This is a genomic window from Caulobacter sp. FWC2, assembly GCF_002742625.1.
Classification (GTDB): domain Bacteria; phylum Pseudomonadota; class Alphaproteobacteria; order Caulobacterales; family Caulobacteraceae; genus Caulobacter.
Genome location: NZ_PEBF01000001.1, coordinates 5,148,926 through 5,170,101 on the forward strand (window position 1 = coordinate 5,148,926; position 21,176 = coordinate 5,170,101).

Consider the following 21,176-nt stretch of genomic DNA (forward strand, 5'->3'; position numbering starts at 1 on the left):
TTGCGAGACGATCGTGGCAAGGACGGGGCGACGGATCAGCCCTTCCGTTTCAGCGCCACATAGAGCGCGCCGTCGCCGCCGTGCCGCTGGTCGGCGGTGGAGACCCCGGCGATCATGTCGCGCACGGCCGGACCGGCCAGCCATTCCGGCGTGCGCTGTTTCAGCACCCCGTGGCCAACCCTGCCCTTGCCGGTGATGATCAGCACCGCGCGATGGCGGTCGTCATAGGCGCGGCGGATGAACCCCTCCAGCGTCGCCCGCGCTTGATCCTGGTCGAGGCCGTGCATGTCGAGTCGCGCGCCGATGGGGTCGTGTTCCTTGGCGATGCGGCGCTTGCGGTTGGGCTCGATACGCTGGGCGGGGGCCTTCAGGGCCTTGGCAGGGGCCGGCTTGAGCTCCTCGGGGGCCACCCGCAGCGGGGCGATCGAGGCCAGGTGGGTCGGCTGTTCCACCGGGATCGCCGTCGCGCTCTTCACCGGCCGTATCCGCGCCTTGGACCGCATCTTCTCGGGCTTTTCCGGCGCGCGCGGCGTCACTGTCGAGGCGACGAGCTTCCAGAGGCGGCGGTCGTCCTCAGGCCCCGTCTTTGCTTGGGATGGCGGCGGCTTCTTGGCCATCCTACTGGGGAACGAGCCGGTACAGGCGCAGGGCGTGGCGCACGCGCCCGGCCTCGGCCCCGGCGGCCGCGCCCGTTCCCATGTAGAGATCGGCGCGGACATCGCCCTTGATCGCCCCGCCGGTATCCAGCGTCACCACCAGGCGGCGATAGGCCGGGAAGGCGCCCGCCAGCTTCGGCGCGGCGGCGTCCAGCCAGTAGAGTTCGCCCATGGCGTGGCGGCTGGGGTCGATGGCGATCGCCCGGCCGGGCGGCAGCGGCACGCCGGCCGAGCCGACGGGCTCCTTGCCGTCATCGGGTAGCGTCCGGAAGAACACATAGCGCGGGTTCAGCTGCATGATCGCGTCGGCTTCTGGCCCGCGATGCTCGGCCAGCCAGGTCCGAATGGCGTCGCCCGAGGTGTTGTTGTCGGGCAGCAGGCCCTTGTCGCGCATGGCGTTGGCGATCCCGACGAACGGCTTGCCATTGGTCCCGGCGAACACCGCCCTGACCCGGCGACCGTCGGGCAGGACCAGCACGCCCGAGCCCTGGATCTGCAGGAAGAACAGCTCCTCCGGCCGCATCCAGGCCAGGGGTTTGTCGGTCGGCGTCGCCTCGATCGTCGCGCGATCGGGATAGGGGACGAAGGTCGGGCCCTCGACGTGGCCGGTGATCATCTTGCCGACGAAGCCAGGTTCGAAGGCCCCCAGGTCCAGCACCACGAGATCGGCCGGCAGGCCGCGCACCGGGACAGTGAACTCGGCGTTGCGCGACATCCGCGCCTCGTATTGCGGGGCGAAATAGGCGGTGAGCAGACCCTCGTCGCCGACCGGCTCGACCCGGAAATTGGCTTCCAGGAACGCCCGAGCGCCGGGCTCGTCGAGGACGGCGGCATTGCGAGCCAGACCGCAGACGCGAGCCATGGCCGGATCCTTGGCGACGCCGCAGCCGGCGCGGAAGGCGTCGAGGGCCGCCACATGGTCCTCTTCGGCCCAGCCCGCCAGGCTGGCGAACGACAGCGCCGTCGCTGCGGGGGTCGAGGGCGATGGCCGCGTGGCGGCGGTCGTCGGCGGCGGGACGGTCGGCCCGGTCGCGGCGGGCGGCTGGGTGGTCGTCGTGCTGGCGCAGGCGCTCAGCAGCAGGACCGCCAGAGCCACGGAGGCGAAGGCGGTCGGGACGCGACGGATATTGATCATTACGCCTCGGCGGCGGCCACGAAGGCCAGGCGCCAGTTGGGATTGGCGCTCTTGACCTCGCGCTCGAAGGTCCAGAGCTCGGCGGTGCGTCGATCGTCGACGCCCTCGCCGCGCTCGTCCTTGGTGCGGGTGCGCACCTCGGCCAGGATCCGCACCACGGCCTTGGCCAGGTCGCCGACCACGTCGATCTTCTCCAGGTCAAGGCGCGGCGGGGTCAGGAACTCGACCTTCTCGCTGCGGCCAGCCGTCTCGCGCGCGGCCATGGCCTGCTCGAAATTGTCCATGACGTCGGAGGCCAGAAGCGGCTTCAGCGTCTCGCGGTCGCCCTCGGCATAGGCCTTGACGATCTGCTCATAGGCCGAGCGGGCGCCGGCCAGGAACTTGGTCGGGTCGAAGTCGGGCTGCTTGGACTTCAGGGCCGCCAGGCCCTCGGTGCGGAGGATCGGGTGCGTCTCGGTCGGAACCGGGGCGGCGCCGGGCTGGGCCGTCACCACGTCCTCGGGCTGACGACCAGTGCGACGCCCCAAGGTGGCGTACAGCTGGTACAGGACGACGGCGGCGATCGCGGCGAGGAACAGGATCTGGAGCACTTCAAGGTCCGGCAACGGGCTTTGAGCCCAGGATGTCATTTATATATAGGCGAGACGCGCTCACCCGTCAGGCGCCTAACGTTGCGCCGGAGTGGCCCCCATGGTAGCAGCGCCCACCTTTCTTAGGCGTTTTAGACGCCGATTACGGATTTTATCCTAATGACCGACACCACCGCCCCCAATGGCGCCCCCGAGGCGACTTCGGACGACAACGCCGTCGCGCAATCGGGCATCCGTATCCTGGCCCAGTTCGTTCGTGACTTCTCGTTCGAGAACCCGCTGGCGCCGGACAGCCTGCGCGCGGGCGCGGCCCAGCCGCAGATCGACATGGGCGTCGAGATGAACGCCCGCGGTCGTCCGGACGGCCTGTTCGAAGTGGACCTGAAGCTTTCGGCCCGCGCCCTGCGCGACGAACAAGCCGTGTTCCACGTCGAAGTCGTCTACGGCGGTCTGTTCCACATCGAGGGCGTCCCCGAGGCCGATCTCGAGCCGGTGCTGCTGATTGAGTGCCCGCGCTTCCTGTTCCCGTACGCCCGTCGCCTGATCTCGGACGTCACGGCCGAAGGCGGCTTCCCGCCCTTCCTGATCGACCCGATCGACTTCGCCGGCGTCTACGCCGCGCGCAAGGCTCAGGCCGAAGGTCAAGTGGCCGGCAACGCCTGAGATCATCCCCCTTTTGGGGCGCGATCGCTGAAATGAACAGGCCCGGTCATCGCTGACCGGGCCTTTTCTTTGTCGCTACGGCTGGAGGCGGTAACCGCCCATCTCGGTGATCAGGATCCGCGCCATGGCCGGATCCGGCTCGATCTTCTGGCGCAGACGATAGACGTGGGTCTCCAGCGTGTGGGTGGTGACCCCGGCGTTGTAACCCCAGACCTCGGTCAGCAGCTCCTCGCGCGACACGGGCTTGGAACCGGCGCGATAGAGGTACTTGAGGATGTTGGTTTCCTTCTCGGTCAGCCGCACCTTCTTCTGCTTCTCGTCGACCAGCAGCTTGGCGGAGGGGCGGAACTCGTAGGGACCGATGCGGAACAGCGCATCTTCCGAGGCCTCGTAGACCCGCAGCTGGGCGCGGATGCGGGCCAGCAGCACGCCGAAGCGGAAAGGCTTGGTGACATAGTCGTTGGCGCCGGACTCCAGGCCCAGGATCGTGTCGCTGTCGCTGGCCGCGGCCGTCAGCATGATGACCGGGGCCGTGACCCCGTTCTTGCGCATCAGGCGGCAGGCCTCGCGGCCGTCCATGTCCGGCAGGTCGACATCTAGCAGGATCAGGTCCGGCTTGACCTCGCGCGACATCTTCACGCCTTCGCCGGCCGTCGAGGCCTCGGCCACGGCGAATTCCTCGTGCAAGGCCAATTGCTCGGCCAAGGCGCCGCGCAGGTCCTCGTCGTCGTCGATCAGCAGAAGCGTCTTGCGTTGCGCCATAAGGCGGAACATGCACCGCTGCGGCCCTCGGGGACAACCCCGAGCGCGGCCTTAAGTCGAGGAGTCGTCCGCCGATGCTGTTCCGAGCCCATGCCGATGGCCGCTTCGAGCTGAACGGGCAGATGCTGCGCTGCGCGATCGGCAAGGCCGGCGCGATCGCCGCCACCGACAAACGCGAGGGCGACAACAAGAGCCCGACCGGAACCTGGGTGATGCGCGAGGTCTGGTATCGACCCGACGTCTACAGAGGGGGGCCCAAGACCGCCCTGCCCCTCCACGCCACTCGCCCCGACGACGGCTGGTGCGATGCGCCGGGCGATCCGAACTACAACCGCCCCGTCCTGCTGCCCTATCCGGCCAGCGCAGAGCGGATGTGGCGCGACGACAATGTCTACGACCTGGTGGTGATCCTCGGTCACAACGACCGTCCGCCCGTGCCAGGCATGGGCTCGGCGATCTTCATGCACTTGGCCCGCGACGGCTATCCGGGCACCGAAGGCTGCGTAGCCCTCGCGCGACCGGATCTGGAGGCGCTGCTTGCGGTCGCCAAGCCGGGTGATGCGGTCGAGATCGTCGCCGACTAGGTCCGCGATCCGAAAATCGCCGAGCCCACCCGCACCGACGTCGCCCCCTCGGCGATGGCGACCTCGAAGTCGTCGCTCATGCCCATCGACAGCTTCTCGACGCCGTTGCGCTCGGCGATGGCCCGCAAGGACGCGAAATGCGGCGCGGGATCAGCGCCAACGGGCGGAATGCACATGAGACCCTCGATCGTCAGGCCATAGGTCTCGCGGCAAGCCTTGATGAAGGCGTCTGCCTCGGCGGGGGCGATCCCGGCCTTCTGTTCTTCCTCGCCGATATTGACCTGGACGTAGAGGCGCGGAGCCTTACCGGCGCGCTGGATCTCCTCGGCCAGCACGCGGGCCAGCCTGTCGCGGTCCAAAGTCTCGATCACGTCGAAGAAACCGACCGCTTCGCGGGCCTTGTTGGTCTGCAGGGGACCGATCAGGCGCAGCTCAAGACCCAGGCGCCGCTGCCCCCAACGCTCCATGGCCTCCTGCACGCGGTTCTCGCCATAGACTTTCTGTACCGCGTCCAGCACGGGCGCGATATGCTCCCAGGGTTGGGTCTTGGACACCGCCACCAATGTCACCGAACCCGCCGGTCGCCCGGCGCGCGCCTCGGCGGCGGCGATGCGGTCCTGGATCTGAATGAGAGCGTGTGACATCGCGGGGCGGCCTTGGACGGAAACGTGAGCGAGCTGGAAGTCCTGTCTAGTGCGGCGGCGGCCTTTCCGCCAAGGACCGTGCGGGGCCGGACCCTGCCCGGCCTGCTATTCTTCACCGATCCCGAGCGTGTTCCGAACCCGGAGGCCGTCGCCGAGCGCCTGCCGGCCGGCGCGGGCATCGTCTACCGGGCGTTCGGCGCGGAGGACGCAATTGAGCGCGGTCGCCGTCTGCGGACCATCGCCACCGAACGCGGGCTGCTGCTGCTGGCCGGCGCGCATCCGGGCCTGGCCGAGGGCATCCGCGCGGACGGCCTGCATATGCCTCAGCGGGCTTCGACCGAGATTCCCCGCCTGCGCGCCGAATATGCCCGCTGGCTGATCACCATCGCGGCCCACGACAGCGAGGCGCTGAGGGCGGCCGAACGCGCAGGCGCCGACGCGGTCGTCGTCTCGCCGGTCTTCCCCAGCAACAGTCCGTCAGCCGGCGAACCTCTTGGCGTGGAGGAATTGAAGGGTCTGGTCGCGGCGACGTCGCTGCCGGTCTACGCCCTGGGCGGCATACGCGCGCGCACGGTCTCGCAGCTGATCGGCAGCGGAATTGTCGGGATCGCGGCGGTCGAAGCTCTGGCCGGTTCCTAGAACTCGCCGAAGCTTAGAACTTGCCAGCGCTTAGAACTTGAACGCGGTCTCGAGGCGGACGCGCGGGGCCTGATCGGGCTGCTGGGCCTTGCGGGCAGCCAGGGCCGGGTTGGATTCACCCAGGCTGACGGCGCCGCCGACGCGGATCGACGGGGTCACCTTGAAATAGGCGCCGGCCTGGACGTCCTGCATTTGCATTTCACGGCTGGACGGCTGGTCGAGGTCCAGCTTCAGGCCCCAGCGGCCCTTCTTTGCGTCCCAACGCAGGGTGCGCTTGTCATCCTGAGGATACTGGACGCCGGCGGCGGCGCTGGTGAAGTCGTTCTTGACCGAGAAATCGGGAGTAACCGCATGCGGCTTGGCCTGGGCGAACGCCATCGACGCCGATCCCGTCAGGATCAGCGCGGCGGTCCCCGCCAGAAAGAAACGCGTCGCGGTCATCACCACTCGCCGCCCATACTCTGTTATCCCCACCCATCCCATGTAGGAACGAGCCCCTTACATTGCGATTAAAGGCTGGAGCAGAACGCGGTCAACCTCGCTTCGGTCGCACCCGGCGCCAAATTGGGCGATTCAATCGAGTGCTGTTGCCCCCAGGTCACGCGATTCCTGTTTTGAGGCGGCGCAGCCATGCTATAGACCGGCTCCCGGCCGCGGGGGCGCGCCTGGGTGCGCGCGAGCGCCCGCGAAATATTGGAGCGAGGTACTATGGCGTTTGAACGTGGGTCTGTGATGCGCGGCTTCGCCGCGGGCGTCCTGGCTCTGTCGATGCTGGGCATGACCGCATGCGCCAGCAACAAGCCCCCGAAGACGTTCTCGACCCAAAGCGACGAGCCGGGCCTCAACCCGTTCAAGCGCTTTGGCGGCGGCAGCAAGGCTCCGGCGTCTGAAGGCTCGATTGGCGTCAACGGCTATCTGTGGCGCGCCAGCCTCGACACCCTGGCCTTCATGCCGCTGGCCTCGGCCGATCCGTACGGCGGCGTGATCATCACCGACTGGTACGTGAACCCGGAAACCCCGGCCGAGCGCTTCAAGGCCACGGTCTATATCCTGGATACGCGCCTGCGCGCCGACGGCCTGAACGTCACGGTGTTCAAGCAGTCCAAGGACGTGAACGGCGCCTGGGTCGATGCTCCGGTCGCCGACCAGACCTCGACTGACCTCGAGAACGCGATCCTGACCCGCGCTCGTCAGCTTCGACTTTCGAACATCAAGGGCTAAGGCCCCTCCAGGGGTTCTCGCCATAGCGGCGAGAACCCTGGTGACACCTTATATTTCCAGCGCGCTCCGCTCGCGAAACCGCTTACCTTGTCGCGGACGCGCGCGGTGCCTGCCTTAGCAGGCTCCGATTTTAAAACTCGGGCGCGTGATGGCCGCCGAAACCGCTTACACTTTCGGCTATCACGCGCCTGGGGCGTCTTTCCGCATCCAAGACCTGGTTCCCGATGGCCCGCTACAATCCCAAAGACACCGAGCCCAAGTGGCGTGAAGCCTGGGCGAAGGCCGACGTCTTCAAGACCGGCGAGATCAACGACGGCCGTCCGAAATACTACGTGCTCGAGATGTTCCCGTATCCGTCGGGCCGCATCCACATGGGCCACGTCCGCAACTACGCCATGGGCGACGTGGTGGCCCGCTACAAGCGCGCGCAAGGTTTCAACGTCCTGCACCCGATGGGCTGGGACGCCTTCGGCATGCCGGCCGAGAACGCGGCCATGGAGCGCGGCGTCCATCCCAAGGGCTGGACCTACGACAACATCGCCGCCATGCGCGAGCAGCTGAAGTCGCTGGGCATTTCGGTCGACTGGTCGCGCGAGTTCGCCACCTGCGACCCGGAATACTATGGCAAGCAGCAGGCCTGGTTCCTGCGCCTGCTGAAGCGCGGCCTGGTCTATCGCAAGGAAGCCTCGGTCAACTGGGACCCGGTCGACATGACCGTCCTGGCCAACGAGCAGGTCATCGACGGCAAGGGCTGGCGCTCGGGCGCCACGGTCGAGAAGCGAAAGCTGACTCAGTGGTTCCTGCGCATCACCGACTACGCCGACGCCCTGATCGACGGCCTGAAGACCCTGGACCGCTGGCCCGACAAGGTTCGCCTGATGCAGGAGAACTGGATCGGTCGCTCCAAGGGCCTGCGCTTCAAGTTCGCCTTTGACGGCGAGGCGCCCGACGGCATGGCCGAGGGGCTGGAGGTCTACACCACCCGTCCCGACACCCTGTTCGGCGCCAGCTTCGTCGGCATCGCGCCCGAGCATCCGCTGGCCGAGCGCCTGGCGATCGAAAATCCCGAGATCCAGCAGTTCATCGCCGACTGCCGCAAGGGCGGCACCTCGGAAGCCGAGATCGAGAGCGCCGAGAAGCTGGGCTACGACACCGGCCTGCGGGTCAAGCACCCGCTGGATCCGTCGATTACCCTGCCCGTCTGGATCGCCAACTTCATCCTGATGGACTACGGCACCGGCGCGATCTTCGCCTGCCCGGCCCACGACCAGCGCGACCTGGACTTCGCCCGCAAGTACGACCAGCCGGTGAAGCCCGTCGTCCTGCCCAACGGCGAGGATCCGGCGACCTTCCAGGTCGGCAAGGAGGCCTATGTCGGCCCCGGCAAGATCTTCAATTCGGAATTCCTGGACGGCATGGACGTCGAGACCGCCAAGGCCGAGGCCGTGTCGCGGATCGAGGCGGCCGGCCAGGGCGAGGGCGCGACGGTCTATCGCCTGCGCGACTGGGGCATCTCGCGCCAGCGCTACTGGGGTTGCCCGATCCCGGTGATCCACTGCCAGGCCTGCGGCGTCGTGCCCGTGCCGGAAAACCAGCTGCCGGTCGCCCTGCCCGAGGATGTCACCTTCGACAAGCCGGGCAATCCGCTGCTGCGTCACCCGACCTGGCGTCACACGGCCTGCCCGTCGTGCGGCGGCAAGGCCGAGCGTGAAACCGACACGCTGGATACGTTCATCGACTCCAGCTGGTACTTCGCCCGCTTCGCCGACACCCACGCGGACGAGCCGGTGGGCAAGGACGCGGCCGACCACTGGCTGCCGGTCGACCAGTATATCGGCGGCGTCGAGCACGCGATCCTGCACCTGCTGTACGCGCGCTTCATCACCCGCGCCCTGAAGGACGAGAACCTGCTGTCGGTCGAGGAGCCGTTCGCGGGCCTGTTTACCCAGGGCATGGTCACCCACGAGGCCTACAAGAACGAGGCCGGCGAGTGGGTGGAACCGTCGGACATCCGCATCACCGTCGAGGGCAATAACCGCTCGGCAGTCCACGCCACGACGGGCGCCCCGATCATCATCGGCGACATCGAGAAGATGTCGAAGTCCAAGAAGAACGTCGTCGCCCCCGAGGACATCTTCGAGGCCTACGGCGTCGATAGCGCGCGCCTGTTCGTGATGAGCGACAGCCCGCCCGAACGCGACGTCCAGTGGACCAATTCGGGCGTCGAAGGCTCCTGGCGCTTCACGCACCGTCTGTGGAACGAGTTCGACAGCCAGCCGGCCGGCGACTTCGCCCATGACGACAGCGACGAAGCGGCCGTGGCCCTGCGCAAGGCGGCCCACAAACTGATCGGCTTCGTCACCGACAGCATCGAGGGCTTCCGCTTCAACAGCGGCGTGGCGCGCTTGTACGAGTTCCTGAACGCCCTGAAGGCCGCTCCGGCTGCCAATGGGGACGGGACTCCCGCGTCGCAGGGTGTGCTGGCGGCCCGCAAGGAAGCCCTGAACATCCTCGCCCGCCTGGTCGCCCCGTTCACGCCTCACCTGGCCGAAGAAGCCTGGGCCTCGATCGGCGGCGAGGGCATGGTCGTCAACGCGCCCTGGCCCAAGGCCGACCCGGCCCTGGCCGCGGATGACGAGCGCGTCCTGCCGATTCAGATCAACGGCAAGCGTCGCGGCGAGATCAAGGTCAAGGCCGGCGCGGCTGAAGACGAGGTCCAGAAAATCGCTCTGGCGGATCCGAACGTCCTGGCCCACCTTGAGGGCGTCACCGTCCGCAAGGTGATCGTGGTCAAGGACCGCATCGTCAACATCGTGGCCAATTGAGACCCCAAGGGACCTCTATGAAACGCACCCTGGCGGCTGGCGCGATAGCGCTCTCGACCCTCGCCCTTTCGGCCTGCGCCGGCTTCACACCGCTGTACGGCCGTCCCGGGGTCGAGGGCGGTCTCACCAGCATCGAGACCGTCGCGGCCGAAGGGCGGGGCGGCTACCTGCTGCGCGAGCAGCTGGACGACGCCCTGGGCCACAAGCAGGGCGATCCGGCGGTCTACAAGCTGTACTTCTCGGTCAAGGAGTTCCGTTTCGCCCGCGGCGTGCGCCTCGACAATGTCGCCAACCGCTACGAGCTGCGGATGACCGTCGACTGGCGCCTGATGGACGCCAAGAGCGGCAAGGAAGCCACCAACGGCAAGACCGACGTGTCGGTGACCTACGACTCCGCCGACCAGCCCTACGCGGCCATCGCGGCCCAGAACGACGGCCAGGAACGGGCGGCGACCGAAGCGGCCCGCAAGATCCAGCTGGATCTCGCCACCTGGCTGGCGGCGGGCAAGAAGAAGCCGGCGGCCTAGCGAGTCATGATCCTCTCCAAGCGTCCGGACGTCGAACGCTTCCTGAGGGAGCCGACCCCGGACATCCGGGCGGTGGTGCTCTACGGCAAGGACCGGGGCGTCGTGCGTGATCGCGCCAACGCCCTGGCCAAGCGCATCGTCGAGCGTCCCGACGACCCGTTCGACACCGCCATGCTGACCGACAGCGACCTGGACGCCGATCCGGCCAAGCTGGAAGACGAGCTGTCGGCCATGTCGCTGATGGGCGGCCGCCGCCTGGTGCGCCTGCGCCTGGCCGGCGAGAAGGCCGGACCGGACAAGCAGGCCGCCGAGGCCCTGACCCGCCATGTCGAGGGTAAGCTCAATCCCGACGCCTTCTTCCTGGTCGAGGCCGGGGCCTTGGGCCGCGACTCCCAGCTGCGCAAGGTCGGCGAGAAGGCTAACGGCTGCGCCGTCATTCCCTGCTACGAGGACGAGGCTGGCGACCTGGCCCGCCTGACGCGCGACACCCTGGCTAACGACAAGGTGGGGCTCAACAGCGAGGCGCTGGACCTATTCGTTTCACGCCTGCCCAAGGAGCGCGGCGTGGCCCGCGCCGAGATCGAGCGCCTGGCGCTCTATCTTGGTCCCAACAGCGGCGTCACCGCGACCGCCGCCGACTTGACCGACTTTCTGGGCGTCGAGCCGGAAGCTTCGCTCAGCGACGCCGCCGCCGATGCGTTCGGTGGCAGGGCCGGCCCCGCCCAGCAGGCCCTGCGTCGCGCTGCGGCGGAGGGCGAAGGCGGTTCAGCCGCCGTCCGGGCCATCGGCTACTATCTGGGCCGTCTGCGCCGGGTTCTGACCCTGCACAAGAATGGCGTCGACCTTCAGGCGGCCGCCAAGGCCTCGGGCGTGTTCTGGAAACAGGAGCGCGAGTTCCTGCGCCAGGCCCGCGCCTGGAACCTGGAGGCCATTCTCGAGATCCAGGGCGAGGTCCTCAACGCCGACCGCGCCTGCAAGACCTCCGGCTCGCCCGACCAGCTGATCTCCGAGCGCCTGGCGCTGATGATCGCGGGTCGCGCAAGGCGGCTGGGGCTGTAGGCCCGAAAAGGCCCGAAAACGGGCCCTTTGCGCGCCTGTGGATGCTTATTGAGAAAGCCTTACGAGATAAGGGCTTGTGGCGGAAATCGCTGTGAACCGCCCTCCTCTCACGAAAACGGCGCCTCCCCGCGTACGGAAAGGCGCCGTTTCGTGCGCGACAGAGGCGATTTTCAGGAGCCCTGAAACGCGCTCATCCGCACGCTTTTAGGTGCGACTGATCACACCCCGCGCGTCAGCCGATTGCACAGGTCGTCGAGCTGTTCGAGCGTGGCGTAGGTGATGGTCAGGGTCCCGGTCGAGCCGCGATGGTCGATGGCGACATCAAGGCCGAGCACCGACGACAGGTCGGCCTCAAGGGCCTGGGTGTCGGTATCCTTCACGCGCGGCGGACGACCGCCCTTGTTTTTGCTCGGCGTCGCGTTCGGCGTCTTGCGGGCCAGGGCCTCGGTCTCGCGGACCGACAGGCCGCCGTCGATGATTTGCTTGGCCAGGGCCACCGGGTCGGCCGCCGCGGCGATGGCGCGGGCATGACCGGCCGACAGCTCGCCGCTGACCAGGTAGGACTGCACCTCGTCCGGTAGGGCCAGCAGACGCATGGTGTTGGCGACGTGGCTGCGGCTCTTGCCGATGGTCTGGGCGATGGCGTCCTGGGTGCGCTCGAACTTCTCCATCAGCACCTTGTAGGAGAGCGCTTCTTCCAGGACGTTCAGGTCGGCGCGCTGGACGTTCTCGATGATGCCGATTTCCAGCACCGCCAGGTCGTCAAGTTCGCGCACCATGATCGGCACGGTGCGCAGGCCCGCGCGCTGGGCGGCGCGCCAGCGGCGTTCGCCGGCGACGATCTGATATTCGCCCGGCGCACCCGGCGCCGGACGGACCAGGATCGGCTGCAGGACGCCCTTCTCGCGGATCGAGTTGGACAGGTCCTCCAGGTCATCCTCTCGGAAGGTGCGGCGCGGCTGGTCGGGATTGCGCTTCAGGATCTCGATCGGCGCTTCACGCGAGCCGGGCGCACTATCGCCGGGGGTCCGGGCCGGCGCGTTCTCGACCTCGCCCAGCAAGGCGGACAGACCCCGCCCCAGACCACGACGCCCCTCGGAACCACTCGGTTCAGCCACTACGGACTCCATCTTCTTCTCGTACTCGTTCGGATCGTTGTTCGTAAAAGAGCCTAGGCGGCCTGGGCCTGGCGATCGCGCTCGCGGCTGATCACTTCGCGGGCCAGTTTCAGGTAGGCCTGGCTGCCAGCGCATTTCAGGTCGTACAGCAGCACGGGCTTGCCGAACGACGGCGCCTCCGAGACGCGGACATTTCGCGGTATGACCGCGTCATAGACCTTGTCGCCGAAATATTCGCGGACGTCGCGGGCCACCTGCTCGGAAAGGCTGTTGCGGCGATCGTACATGGTCAGCACCACGCCCTGGATCTCCAGGCGTGGATTGAGGCTGCCCCGGATGCGCTCGATGGTCCGCATCAGCTGGGTCAGGCCTTCCAGGGCGAAGAACTCACACTGCAGCGGCACGAACACCGCGTCGGCGGCGGTCATGGCGTTGACGGTCAGGACATTCAGCGACGGCGGGCAGTCGATCAGCACATAGGTGTACGGCCCATTGGCGCGGATGGCCTCGAGCGCGTCGCGCAGGCGGTAGGACCGACGGGCGGTCTGACCCAGTTCGATCTCGATGCCCGACAGGTCGGCGTCGGCCGGTATGACGTCCAGCCCCGGCAGTTCCGTCTTCACCGCCGCGTCGACCACCGGCGACTCGCCCATCAGCACGTCATAGAGCGTGGTCCGGCGCTGGATGCGGGTGATGCCCAGGCCGGTCGAGCAGTTGCCCTGCGGGTCGGCGTCGATCAGCAGTACGCGCTCACCGCAGGCGGCCAGGGCGGTGCCCAGGTTGATGGCGGTCGTGGTCTTGCCGACGCCGCCCTTCTGGTTGGCGATGGCGAAGACGCGGAGAGGATTAGCGGACACGGGAAAGCCTCTTCACTTGGACGACGCGGCCACGGGGGTCGCTTTGGCTGGGGAGCAGCTCACTGGCGAACGACCAGGCCTTGCGGGCCTCGGTCAGTTCAGTCGCGACGTCCTGACCCTTGAGGAAGAGGCCGGTGGCGCCGCGATAGAGATAGGGTTCGGCGAAGCCGAGCAGCCGGGTCATGGGCGCGCAGGCGCGGGCGGTGACCACATCGACCTTCAGCTTCAGCTCTTCGGCGCGGACATTGTGGATCTCGACAGGCAGGTCCAGGGCCTGGGCCGCCACCTCGAGAAAGCGGCAACGCTTGGCCATGCTCTCGACGAGGTGGACCTTGGCGTTGTCCTGGCCCTTCAGAAGTATGGCCAGCACCACCCCGGGCAGACCGGCGCCCGCGCCGAGGTCAGCCCAGGTTCGGGCCTCCGGAGCCAGGGCCAGGAGCTGAGAACTGTCCAAGGCGTGGCGGGTCCAGTAGGTGGCGATGGTCAGCGGGCCGACCAGGTTCATCACCGCGTTCCATTCGGCCAGCAGCGTCTGGAAGCGCGCCAGGTCTGCGAGCTGGGCGTCCGAGACGCCGGTAAGGGCCTGGTAACCAGACGCATCGAGCGCCTGCGGTTCAACGGTCACGGCTTCAGGCTGCACGGCTGCGCCTCACATGGGCCAGCAGCGCGGTCAGCGCGCCGGGGGTCACGCCCTCGATACGAGCCGCCTGGCCCAGGGTCATGGGACGCACGCGGACCAGCTTCTCGCGGACCTCGTTGGAGAGACTGCCGATGTCGGCATAGTCGAGATCCGCAGGGAGCCGCAGGTCCTCGTCCTTGCGCAGCGACTCGGCGTCGGCGCGCTGACGGTCGAGATAGCCGGCATAGGCGGCCTCGATCTCGATCTGCTCGCGGACGTCGGTGTTCCACGTGAAAACCTCGGGCCACACAGCGCCAAGATCATCCAGCGTCACGTCGGGATAGGCCAGCATGGCGAACAGGTCGCGGCGGACGCCATCGCTGTTGACCTTGAACCCGGCCTTCACGGCCTCGTTCGGGGTCAGTGTCACAGAACGCGCAAAGGCGCGGGCCGCTTCCAGCCGCGCCTTCTTTTCGGCCCAGGCCAAAGCGCGGCGCTCGCCCACCACGCCCAGCGCGATCCCACGATCGGTCAGACGCTGGTCGGCGTTGTCGGCGCGCAGGGTGAGGCGGAACTCGGCCCGGCTGGTGAACATGCGATACGGCTCGGTGACGCCCCGGGTGACAAGGTCGTCAATCATCACGCCGATATAGGCCTCGTCCCTCGCGAAGACGGCGGGCTCCCTGCCCTTTTCGGCCAGCGCCGCGTTCAGCCCCGCCACCAGGCCCTGAGCGCCGGCCTCTTCATAACCGGTGGTGCCGTTGATCTGGCCAGCGAGGTAGAGACCCGGCAGGCGCTTGGTCTCCAGCGTGGCGTAAAGCTCGCGCGGATCGACATAGTCATATTCGATCGCATAGCCGTAGCGCTTGACCTCGACGGCCTCCAGGCCTGGGATTGTGCGCAGGAACAGGAGTTGGGTCTCTTCCGAAACCGACGTGGAAATGCCGTTCGGATAGACCGTTGTGTCATCCAAGCCCTCCGGCTCCAGGAACACCTGGTGGCTGGTCTTGTCGGCGAAGCGGACGACCTTGTCCTCGATCGACGGGCAATAGCGTGGACCGATCCCCGTGGCGCGACCGCCATAGACCAGAGACTCGCTCAGCCGGTCCGCGATGATCTGGTGGGTCTGCGCCGTGGTGAAGGTGATGCCACAGGCGATCTGGGGCGTGTCGATGCGGTCATTCAGGAACGAGAAAGGCACGGGCTCGTCATCGCCGGGCTGCATCTCCAGCCGGTCCCAAGCGATGGTCGCGCCATCCAAGCGCGCGGGCGTGCCGGTCTTCAGGCGGCCCATCTGGAAGCCAAGACCATAGAGCCGATCCGCCAGGCCGATCGCCGGCTCATCGCCGACACGGCCGGCGGGAATCCGGGTCTCGCCCAGGTGGATGACGCCCTTCAGGAAGGTGCCGGTCGTGAGGATTACACGTGGCGCCCGATACGACCGCCCTGCCCCGTCAATCGCGCCAGCGACCTTACCGTCCTCGACGATCAGGTCCTCGGCGGCGGCGGCGATGATGTCGAGGTTTTTGGTGGCAGCCAGCTCAGCCTGCATGGCCTCGCGATAGAGCTCGCGGTCGATCTGGGCGCGAGGGCCGCGAACGGCCGGACCCTTAGAGCGGTTCAGCATCCGGAACTGGATGCCGCCCTTGTCGGCCATCCGGCCCATGACGCCGTCCAGAGCGTCGATCTCGCGCACCAGATGGCCCTTGCCCAGGCCACCAATGGCCGGGTTGCAGGACATCTCGCCGATGGTTTCCAGCTTGTGGGTCAGCAGCAAGGTGCGCGCGCCAGCGCGCGCAGACGCGGCCGCCGCCTCGCAGCCGGCGTGACCGCCGCCGATGACAATGACATCCCAGGTATCGGACAAAAGATTCGCCTCAATGCGAACGCCCCCGGATCGCTGCGGGGGCGTTGGACTCGACCTATACGCCAACTAGGCGAGCGGGTCGATGTGACTCCATGGCGTTTCACGTGAAACACCCCCGCCGCAACTGTGAGCGCCCTGTGGATAATATAGGGGAGGTTTCACGTGGAACATCACTTGCCGATGCAGAAGGTCGAAAAGACGCGGCCGAGAACGTCCTCGGGGTCGACCCTTCCCGTGATCTTCTCAAGCGCCCGAGCGGCAAGGCGGACGTCTTCAGCGGCCAGTTCGACTTCCAGACCCACCTCTGAAAGGGCCCGAGCAAGATATCCCTGAGCCTCTCGCAAACGCTCCGCATGGCGCAGGCGAGTCGCCGCCGGAAACTCGGCGCCTGATAGGGCATCGGCGACGTGGCTGGAGAGCGCCTCGCGCATGTCGCTCATCGCCTCCACCGAATGGGCCGAGAGACGGAGGACCTTCAGCCCCTCTCCGGACCAAAGGGCCTCGGCTTGATCCAGCGCAGAACCCTCCGCAATGTCGGCCTTATTCAAGACCAGCCAATCGCCAAGCCGAACCGCCTCTTCAAGCTTCACCGCATGTTTCACGTGAAACCCATCGACCACCCAAAGCCTTAGGTCGGCTTCTTCAGCCCAGGCCCTCGCGCGGCGGACGCCTTCAGCCTCAATGGCGTCTGCTGTCTCGCGAAGGCCGGCTGTGTCGGCGACCAGGACCTTGTAGCCGGCGAGCACCAGCGGGACCTCGATGACGTCCCGGGTCGTACCCGGCGTGTCCGTCACGATCGCCGCCTCCCGCTCGACCAGGCCATTCAACAAGGTGCTCTTTCCCGCGTTCGGCGCGCCGACCAGGGCGATGCGGAAGCCATCGCGCACGCGCCGGCCCCTTTCCACGTCGGCCAGCGCCGCGTCGAGCTCGGCGCTCAAGGTTCGCAGGCCAGGGCGTGCGCGCTCGGCGACCTCTTCGGGCAGGTCCTCGTCGGGGAAGTCGACGGCCGCTTCCAGCATGGCCAGGGACTGGATCAACAGGTCGCGCCAGCGGTCATAACGCTGGCTGAGCGCCCCGCCGACCTGACCGAGCGCCTGCTTCCGCTGGGCCTCGGTCTCGGCGTCGATCAGGTCGGCGACACCTTCGGCCTGGGCCAGATCCAGCTTTCCGTTCTCGAAGGCCCGCCGCGTGAACTCGCCTGGCTCTGCCAGGCGCAGGCCCAGATCCGACAGCGCCGCGAGCAAGGCCTCCACGACAGCGCGGCCGCCGTGCACGTGAAACTCGGCGCTGTCCTCGCCGGTATAGCTGGCCGGCGCCTCGAAGCGCAGGACGAGCGCCTCATCGAGCTCCATCCCACCGTGGCGGAGGGTGCGCAGCGCCGCCGTCCGCGGCGTGGGCGCCCTCCCCACCAGAGACTCGACCACGGACAAGGTCGCCGGGCCCGAGACCCGCACGACGGCCACAGCTGCGCGCCCCGCCGCGGTGGCGGGCGCGAAGATCGTATCCGTCATGGCCTAGTCGCGCTTGCCGGCCGCCGCGCCCGCTGCTGCGGTCATCAGCTTGCGGAACTGCTCCTGGGCGCCTGTGCCGAACGCCATCCAGTTCTTCATCAGCTCTTCGGGCGCCAGCATGGCCATGTTGGCGTCCATGCGGTTCTGCATCTCCTTGACCAGATGCTCGTTCAGGGCGCTGACGTCGGGCAGGCCCAGAAAGCTTCGGGCTTCGACGGGGGTGCAGTCGATCTCGATGGTCATCTTCATGCGGAGGTTCCCTTCGGGCAGGGCACGATATTGTTATGGGCCAAGGCCCGTCGGTACAGGTTAGAGCGCTTTGGTCGAAAGTCACATCGGTCTGACTTGAGACACCAGTTAGGACGGAGATCTTCGATGAGTGAGACCCTCACGATCACCACGCCCGATGGCGACTTCACGGCCTATGTCGCCCGGCCCAAGGCCGAGAGCGCGCCGGCCATCGTCGTCATCCAGGAGATCTTTGGCGTCAACAAGGTGATGCGCGACATCGCCGACGGCCTGGCGGCCCAGGGCTATGTGGCGATCGTGCCCGACCTGTTCTGGCGGATCGAGCCCGGCATCGACATCACCGACCAGTCCGAAGCCGAGTGGAAGCGCGCCTTCGAACTGTTCAACGCCTTCGACGTGGACGCCGGCGTGAACGATATCGCCGCCACCATCAGCAAGGCGCGGGCGCTGCCGGGCGTCAGCGGCAAGGTCGGCGCGGTCGGCTACTGTCTGGGCGGCCTGCTGGCCTTCCTGACCGCCACCCGCACCGATGTCGACGCCAGCGTTTCCTACTACGGCGTCGGTATCGAAAAGCACGTGAACGAGGCCGAGAAGCTGACCCATCCCCTGCTGATGCACATCGCCGAGAAGGACCAGTTCGTCCCGCCGGAAGCCCAGCAGCTGATCCTGAGCGCCCTGAAGGATCACCCGCAGATCGAGCTGCACACCTACGCCGGCCGCGACCATGCGTTCGCGCGCGAGGGCGGCGCGCACTATGACGCCGCAGACGCGGCCAAGGCCAACGGCCGCAGCCTGACCTTCTTCCAGAAGGCCCTGGCCTGATGCTCGCGATCCAGGCCGTCCGCACCGGCGGCCCAGAGGTGCTGGAAGCTGTCGAGCTTCCGGTCCCCTCGCCTGCCGCCGGGCAGATCCTTGTGCGTCACCAGGCCGTCGGTCTGAACTATATCGACACCTATCACCGCTCGGGCCTCTACCCGCTGAAGATGCCGGCGGTTATCGGGCTCGAGGCGGCGGGAACGGTCGAGGCGGTGGGCGATGGCGTCACGCGGTTCCACGTGGGCGACCGCGTCGCCTACAACGGGACCATGGGCGCCTATAGCGAAGCGTCGGCTGTCCCGGCCGAGCGGGCGGTGAAGGTCCCCGACGGCGTCAGCCTGGAGACCGCGGCCGCCGTCCTGCTCAAGGGCATGACCGCCGAGTTCCTGGTCCGCCGGTGTTTCCACGTGAAACACGGCGACCTCGTTCTGGTTCACGCGGCGGCCGGCGGCGTCGGCCAGATCCTGGTGCAGTGGTGCAAGGCCCTGGGCGCGACGGTGATCGCCACCGCCGGCGGCGAGGCCAAGCTCGCCCTCGCCCGCCAACTCGGCGCGGACCACGTGATCGACTACGGCCAAGAAGATGTCGCCGCTCGGGTCGCCGAGATCACCGGCGGCAAGGGCGTGGCCGTCGTCTATGACGGCGTCGGCAAGGACACCTGGGACGCCAGCTTCAAGAGCCTGGCCAAACGCGGGATGCTCGTGACCTTCGGCAACGCCTCGGGTCCCGCGCCCCCCTTCGCGCCGCTGGAGCTGTCGGGCAAGTCGCTGTTCGTGACCCGTCCCCGGCTGTTCGACTATATCGCCACGACCGAGGAACTGGATGAAAGCGCTCAGGCGCTGTTCGACATCATCGGTTCCGGCGCGGTGAAGATCGACATCGGCCAGACCTTCCCGCTGTCGGAAGCCAAGGCGGCGCACGAAGCCCTGGAGGGCCGCCGTACGACTGGCGCCACCCTGCTCATACCGTAGGGCCGACCCCGGCCCGACCAACCTAGTACGGCCAATAAAAAAGGCCCCGGGTAACACCGGGGCCTTTCTCGTATCTGTACTGAGTCTGTTTGGACTCAGGTGTTCATCGACTGGAAGAAGTCGCCATTGGTCTTCGACTGACGCAGCTTGTCGAGCAGGAACTCGATCGCGTCCGACGCGCCCATCGGGTTGAGGATCCGGCGCAGGACATAGGTCTTCTGCAGCTGGTCGCGCGGCGTGATGAGCTCTTCCTTGCGGGTGCCCGACTTGAGCACGTCGATGGCCGGGAAGATGCGCTTGTCGGCGACCTTGCGGTCCAGGACGATTTCCGAGTTACCGGTGCCCTTGAACTCTTCGAAGATCACTTCGTCCATGCGGCTGCCGGTGTCGATCAGGGCCGTGGCGATGATCGACAGCGAACCGCCCTCCTCCACGTTCCGCGCCGCGCCGAAGAAGCGCTTCGGGCGCTGCAGGGCGTTGGCGTCGACACCGCCGGTCAGCACCTTGCCCGACGACGGGACGGTGGTGTTGTAGGCGCGGCCCAGACGCGTGACCGAGTCCAGCAGGATAACGACGTCGCGCTTGTGCTCGACCAGGCGCTTGGCCTTTTCGATGACCATCTCGGCCACCTGCACGTGGCGGGTCGCCGGCTCGTCGAACGTCGAGGCGATGACCTCGCCCTTCACCGTACGCTGCATGTCGGTGACTTCTTCCGGGCGCTCGTCGATCAGCAGGACGATCAGGTAGCACTCGGGGTGGTTGGTCTCGATCGACTTGGCGATGTTCTGCAGCATGACCGTCTTACCCACGCGCGGCGGGGCGACGATCAGGCAGCGCTGGCCCTTGCCGAGCGGGGCGACGATGTCGATGACACGACCCGAGCGATCCTTGATGGTCGGATCGGGCAGTTCCATGTTCAGGCGCTCGTCGGGATAGAGCGGCGTCAGGTTGTCGAAGTGGATCTTGTGCTTGACGTTGTCAGGCGCTTCGAAATTGATCTTCGCCACGCTGGTCAGGGCGAAGTAACGCTCGCCTTCGCGCGGCGAGCGGATGGCGCCGTCGACGCTGTCGCCGGTACGCAGGCCATACTTCCGGATCTGCGAGGGCGAGACATAGATGTCGTCCGGACCCGGGAGGTAGTTGGCTTCCGGCGAGCGCAGGAAGCCGAAGCCGTCCTGCACCACTTCCATGGTGCCCGAGCCCGAGATCTCAACGCCTTCTTCGGCGAGGGTCTTCAGGATCGCGAACATCATGTCCTGCTTGCGCATGGAGTTGGCGTTCTCGACCTCGAAGGTCTCGGCGAACGCCAGCAGGTCGGCCGGGGATTTCTCCTTCAGCTCCTGCAAGGACATGGACTTCAGGCCCAGGGCGGCGACAGCGTCGGCGATGCCGGAGCCGTCGTCCTCGCCTTCGGCCTCGGATTCCGCATCGGCGGAGGCGGCCTCGACCGTCGTATCGATATCGACGGAAGACTCTTCAGAGGTCGCCTGATCGGCGGACTCGACGTCCGAGGCGTGCATTTCGTTTTCGGTTTCTTCGGTCATGACAAGACTCAAGAGTGGGCGCGGTCCCCAAGACGGAGTCCGGCCGGTAAGACTTCGATGGTCACACCGGTCCGCCCATGCGGAAGAACCAGGCGAGCGCGTCTGTTGACGATGACGCGGATCGTTCGGGGGACGAACCTTGGAGCGGAACCGCTCGCGGGGCGCGCCAGGACGGGCGCCGGTCCGTGAAGAAGGGTTCGGAATTTCCGAACTCAAGGGATGCAAACCACGCGGGGCGCGGCTGGTCAAGCGGCGGGCGTGAAACCGTCGTCCTTCGACCAGCTCAGGATGAGGGTTTGCAGGGTCAGGCGCTCGGCGC

General features: G+C 67.2%; 22 protein-coding genes. 9 read left to right on the forward strand and 13 right to left on the reverse strand.

Annotation, left to right across the window (positions count from 1 at the left end; genetic code table 11):
- Positions 1–35: 35 nt before the first annotated feature.
- Genes CSW62_RS24275 through timA form a run of 3 tightly spaced genes read right to left on the reverse strand, consistent with a single transcriptional unit; the run spans position 36 to position 2,396 of the window.
- A complete protein-coding gene (locus CSW62_RS24275; RefSeq protein ID WP_099582030.1) occupies positions 36–617 on the reverse strand; it encodes a Smr/MutS family protein in 582 nt (193 codons plus the stop codon).
- 1 nt (position 618) lies between these two features.
- Positions 619–1,791, reverse strand: a complete 1,173-nt coding sequence (locus CSW62_RS24280) for a murein transglycosylase A (RefSeq protein ID WP_099582031.1) — start codon at positions 1,789–1,791, stop codon at positions 619–621.
- A complete protein-coding gene (gene timA, locus CSW62_RS24285) occupies positions 1,791–2,396 on the reverse strand; it encodes a TIM44-related membrane protein TimA (protein ID WP_099582032.1) in 606 nt (201 codons plus the stop codon). The genes CSW62_RS24280 and timA overlap by 1 nt, the downstream gene beginning before the upstream one ends.
- Before the next feature lie 144 nt (positions 2,397–2,540).
- On the opposite strand from timA, the gene secB reads away from it, so the two are divergent.
- Positions 2,541–3,044: a protein-export chaperone SecB gene (secB, locus tag CSW62_RS24290; RefSeq protein WP_099582033.1), complete on the forward strand. Its 504-nt coding sequence runs from the start codon at positions 2,541–2,543 to the stop codon at positions 3,042–3,044.
- 75 nt (positions 3,045–3,119) lie between these two features.
- Here secB and CSW62_RS24295 read toward each other — a convergent pair whose 3' ends face one another.
- Positions 3,120–3,806, reverse strand: coding sequence for a response regulator transcription factor (locus CSW62_RS24295; protein ID WP_199170741.1), 687 nt, complete (start codon positions 3,804–3,806; stop codon positions 3,120–3,122).
- Between the two features lie 74 nt (positions 3,807–3,880).
- Between CSW62_RS24295 and CSW62_RS24300 the strand changes: the two genes are divergently transcribed.
- The gene (locus CSW62_RS24300) at positions 3,881–4,390 is read left to right on the forward strand and encodes a L,D-transpeptidase (protein ID WP_099582035.1); all 510 of its coding nucleotides are present in this window, start codon (positions 3,881–3,883) and stop codon (positions 4,388–4,390) included.
- Here the strand turns inward: CSW62_RS24300 and CSW62_RS24305 are convergent.
- Positions 4,387–5,034: a YggS family pyridoxal phosphate-dependent enzyme gene (locus CSW62_RS24305; protein WP_099582036.1), complete on the reverse strand. Its 648-nt coding sequence runs from the start codon at positions 5,032–5,034 to the stop codon at positions 4,387–4,389. The two genes, CSW62_RS24300 and CSW62_RS24305, sit on opposite strands and share 4 nt — an antisense overlap.
- Positions 5,035–5,067: 33 nt before the next feature.
- On the opposite strand from CSW62_RS24305, the gene CSW62_RS24310 reads away from it, so the two are divergent.
- Positions 5,068–5,673, forward strand: coding sequence for a thiamine phosphate synthase (locus CSW62_RS24310; RefSeq protein WP_233206808.1), 606 nt, complete (start codon positions 5,068–5,070; stop codon positions 5,671–5,673).
- A 30-nt stretch (positions 5,674–5,703) separates the two neighbouring features.
- On the opposite strand, the gene CSW62_RS24315 is transcribed toward CSW62_RS24310, so the two are convergent.
- Positions 5,704–6,114, reverse strand: coding sequence for an NtrZ family periplasmic regulatory protein (locus CSW62_RS24315; RefSeq protein WP_199170689.1), 411 nt, complete (start codon positions 6,112–6,114; stop codon positions 5,704–5,706).
- A gap of 252 nt (positions 6,115–6,366) precedes the next feature.
- Here CSW62_RS24315 and CSW62_RS24320 point away from each other — a divergent pair, with 252 nt between their 5' ends.
- The 4 genes from CSW62_RS24320 (at position 6,367) to holA (ending at position 11,305) form a co-directional block, all read left to right on the forward strand.
- Positions 6,367–6,894: a DUF3576 domain-containing protein gene (locus CSW62_RS24320; protein WP_099582039.1), complete on the forward strand. Its 528-nt coding sequence runs from the start codon at positions 6,367–6,369 to the stop codon at positions 6,892–6,894.
- A 224-nt stretch (positions 6,895–7,118) separates the two neighbouring features.
- A complete protein-coding gene (leuS, locus tag CSW62_RS24325; RefSeq protein ID WP_099582040.1) occupies positions 7,119–9,719 on the forward strand; it encodes a leucine--tRNA ligase in 2,601 nt (866 codons plus the stop codon).
- A 17-nt stretch (positions 9,720–9,736) separates the two neighbouring features.
- On the forward strand, positions 9,737–10,246 hold the full coding sequence (lptE, locus tag CSW62_RS24330; protein ID WP_099582041.1) for an LPS assembly lipoprotein LptE: 510 nt from the start codon (positions 9,737–9,739) through the stop codon (positions 10,244–10,246).
- 6 nt (positions 10,247–10,252) lie between these two features.
- On the forward strand, positions 10,253–11,305 hold the full coding sequence (gene holA / locus CSW62_RS24335; protein WP_099582042.1) for a DNA polymerase III subunit delta: 1,053 nt from the start codon (positions 10,253–10,255) through the stop codon (positions 11,303–11,305).
- Between the two features lie 218 nt (positions 11,306–11,523).
- Here the strand turns inward: holA and CSW62_RS24340 are convergent, their stop codons facing one another.
- The 6 genes from CSW62_RS24340 to CSW62_RS24365 form a co-directional block, all read right to left on the reverse strand.
- Complete coding sequence (locus CSW62_RS24340) at positions 11,524–12,435, reverse strand: ParB/RepB/Spo0J family partition protein (protein WP_099582043.1); 912 nt, start codon at positions 12,433–12,435, stop codon at positions 11,524–11,526.
- A 41-nt stretch (positions 12,436–12,476) separates the two neighbouring features.
- Complete coding sequence (locus CSW62_RS24345; RefSeq protein WP_099582044.1) at positions 12,477–13,280, reverse strand: ParA family protein; 804 nt, start codon at positions 13,278–13,280, stop codon at positions 12,477–12,479.
- Complete coding sequence (gene rsmG / locus CSW62_RS24350; RefSeq protein WP_099582045.1) at positions 13,270–13,920, reverse strand: 16S rRNA (guanine(527)-N(7))-methyltransferase RsmG; 651 nt, start codon at positions 13,918–13,920, stop codon at positions 13,270–13,272. Before rsmG ends, CSW62_RS24345 begins: the two co-directional genes overlap by 11 nt.
- Positions 13,910–15,766, reverse strand: a complete 1,857-nt coding sequence (gene mnmG, locus CSW62_RS24355; RefSeq protein WP_199170690.1) for a tRNA uridine-5-carboxymethylaminomethyl(34) synthesis enzyme MnmG — start codon at positions 15,764–15,766, stop codon at positions 13,910–13,912. Before mnmG ends, rsmG begins: the two co-directional genes overlap by 11 nt.
- 170 nt (positions 15,767–15,936) lie before the next feature.
- Positions 15,937–17,277, reverse strand: coding sequence for a tRNA uridine-5-carboxymethylaminomethyl(34) synthesis GTPase MnmE (gene mnmE, locus CSW62_RS24360; protein ID WP_099582047.1), 1,341 nt, complete (start codon positions 17,275–17,277; stop codon positions 15,937–15,939).
- 3 nt (positions 17,278–17,280) lie between these two features.
- Positions 17,281–17,526: a DUF6489 family protein gene (locus tag CSW62_RS24365; protein WP_099582048.1), complete on the reverse strand. Its 246-nt coding sequence runs from the start codon at positions 17,524–17,526 to the stop codon at positions 17,281–17,283.
- 126 nt (positions 17,527–17,652) lie between these two features.
- Between CSW62_RS24365 and CSW62_RS24370 the strand changes: the two genes are divergently transcribed.
- Together CSW62_RS24370 and CSW62_RS24375 are read left to right on the forward strand one after the other, a co-directional pair.
- Positions 17,653–18,348: a dienelactone hydrolase family protein gene (locus tag CSW62_RS24370; protein WP_099582049.1), complete on the forward strand. Its 696-nt coding sequence runs from the start codon at positions 17,653–17,655 to the stop codon at positions 18,346–18,348.
- A complete protein-coding gene (locus CSW62_RS24375; protein WP_099582050.1) occupies positions 18,348–19,313 on the forward strand; it encodes a quinone oxidoreductase in 966 nt (321 codons plus the stop codon). The genes CSW62_RS24370 and CSW62_RS24375 overlap by 1 nt, the downstream gene beginning before the upstream one ends.
- 95 nt (positions 19,314–19,408) lie before the next feature.
- Here the strand turns inward: CSW62_RS24375 and rho are convergent, their stop codons facing one another.
- The gene (rho, locus tag CSW62_RS24380; protein WP_099582051.1) at positions 19,409–20,857 is read right to left on the reverse strand and encodes a transcription termination factor Rho; all 1,449 of its coding nucleotides are present in this window, start codon (positions 20,855–20,857) and stop codon (positions 19,409–19,411) included.
- Between the last annotated feature and the right edge of the window lie 319 nt (positions 20,858–21,176).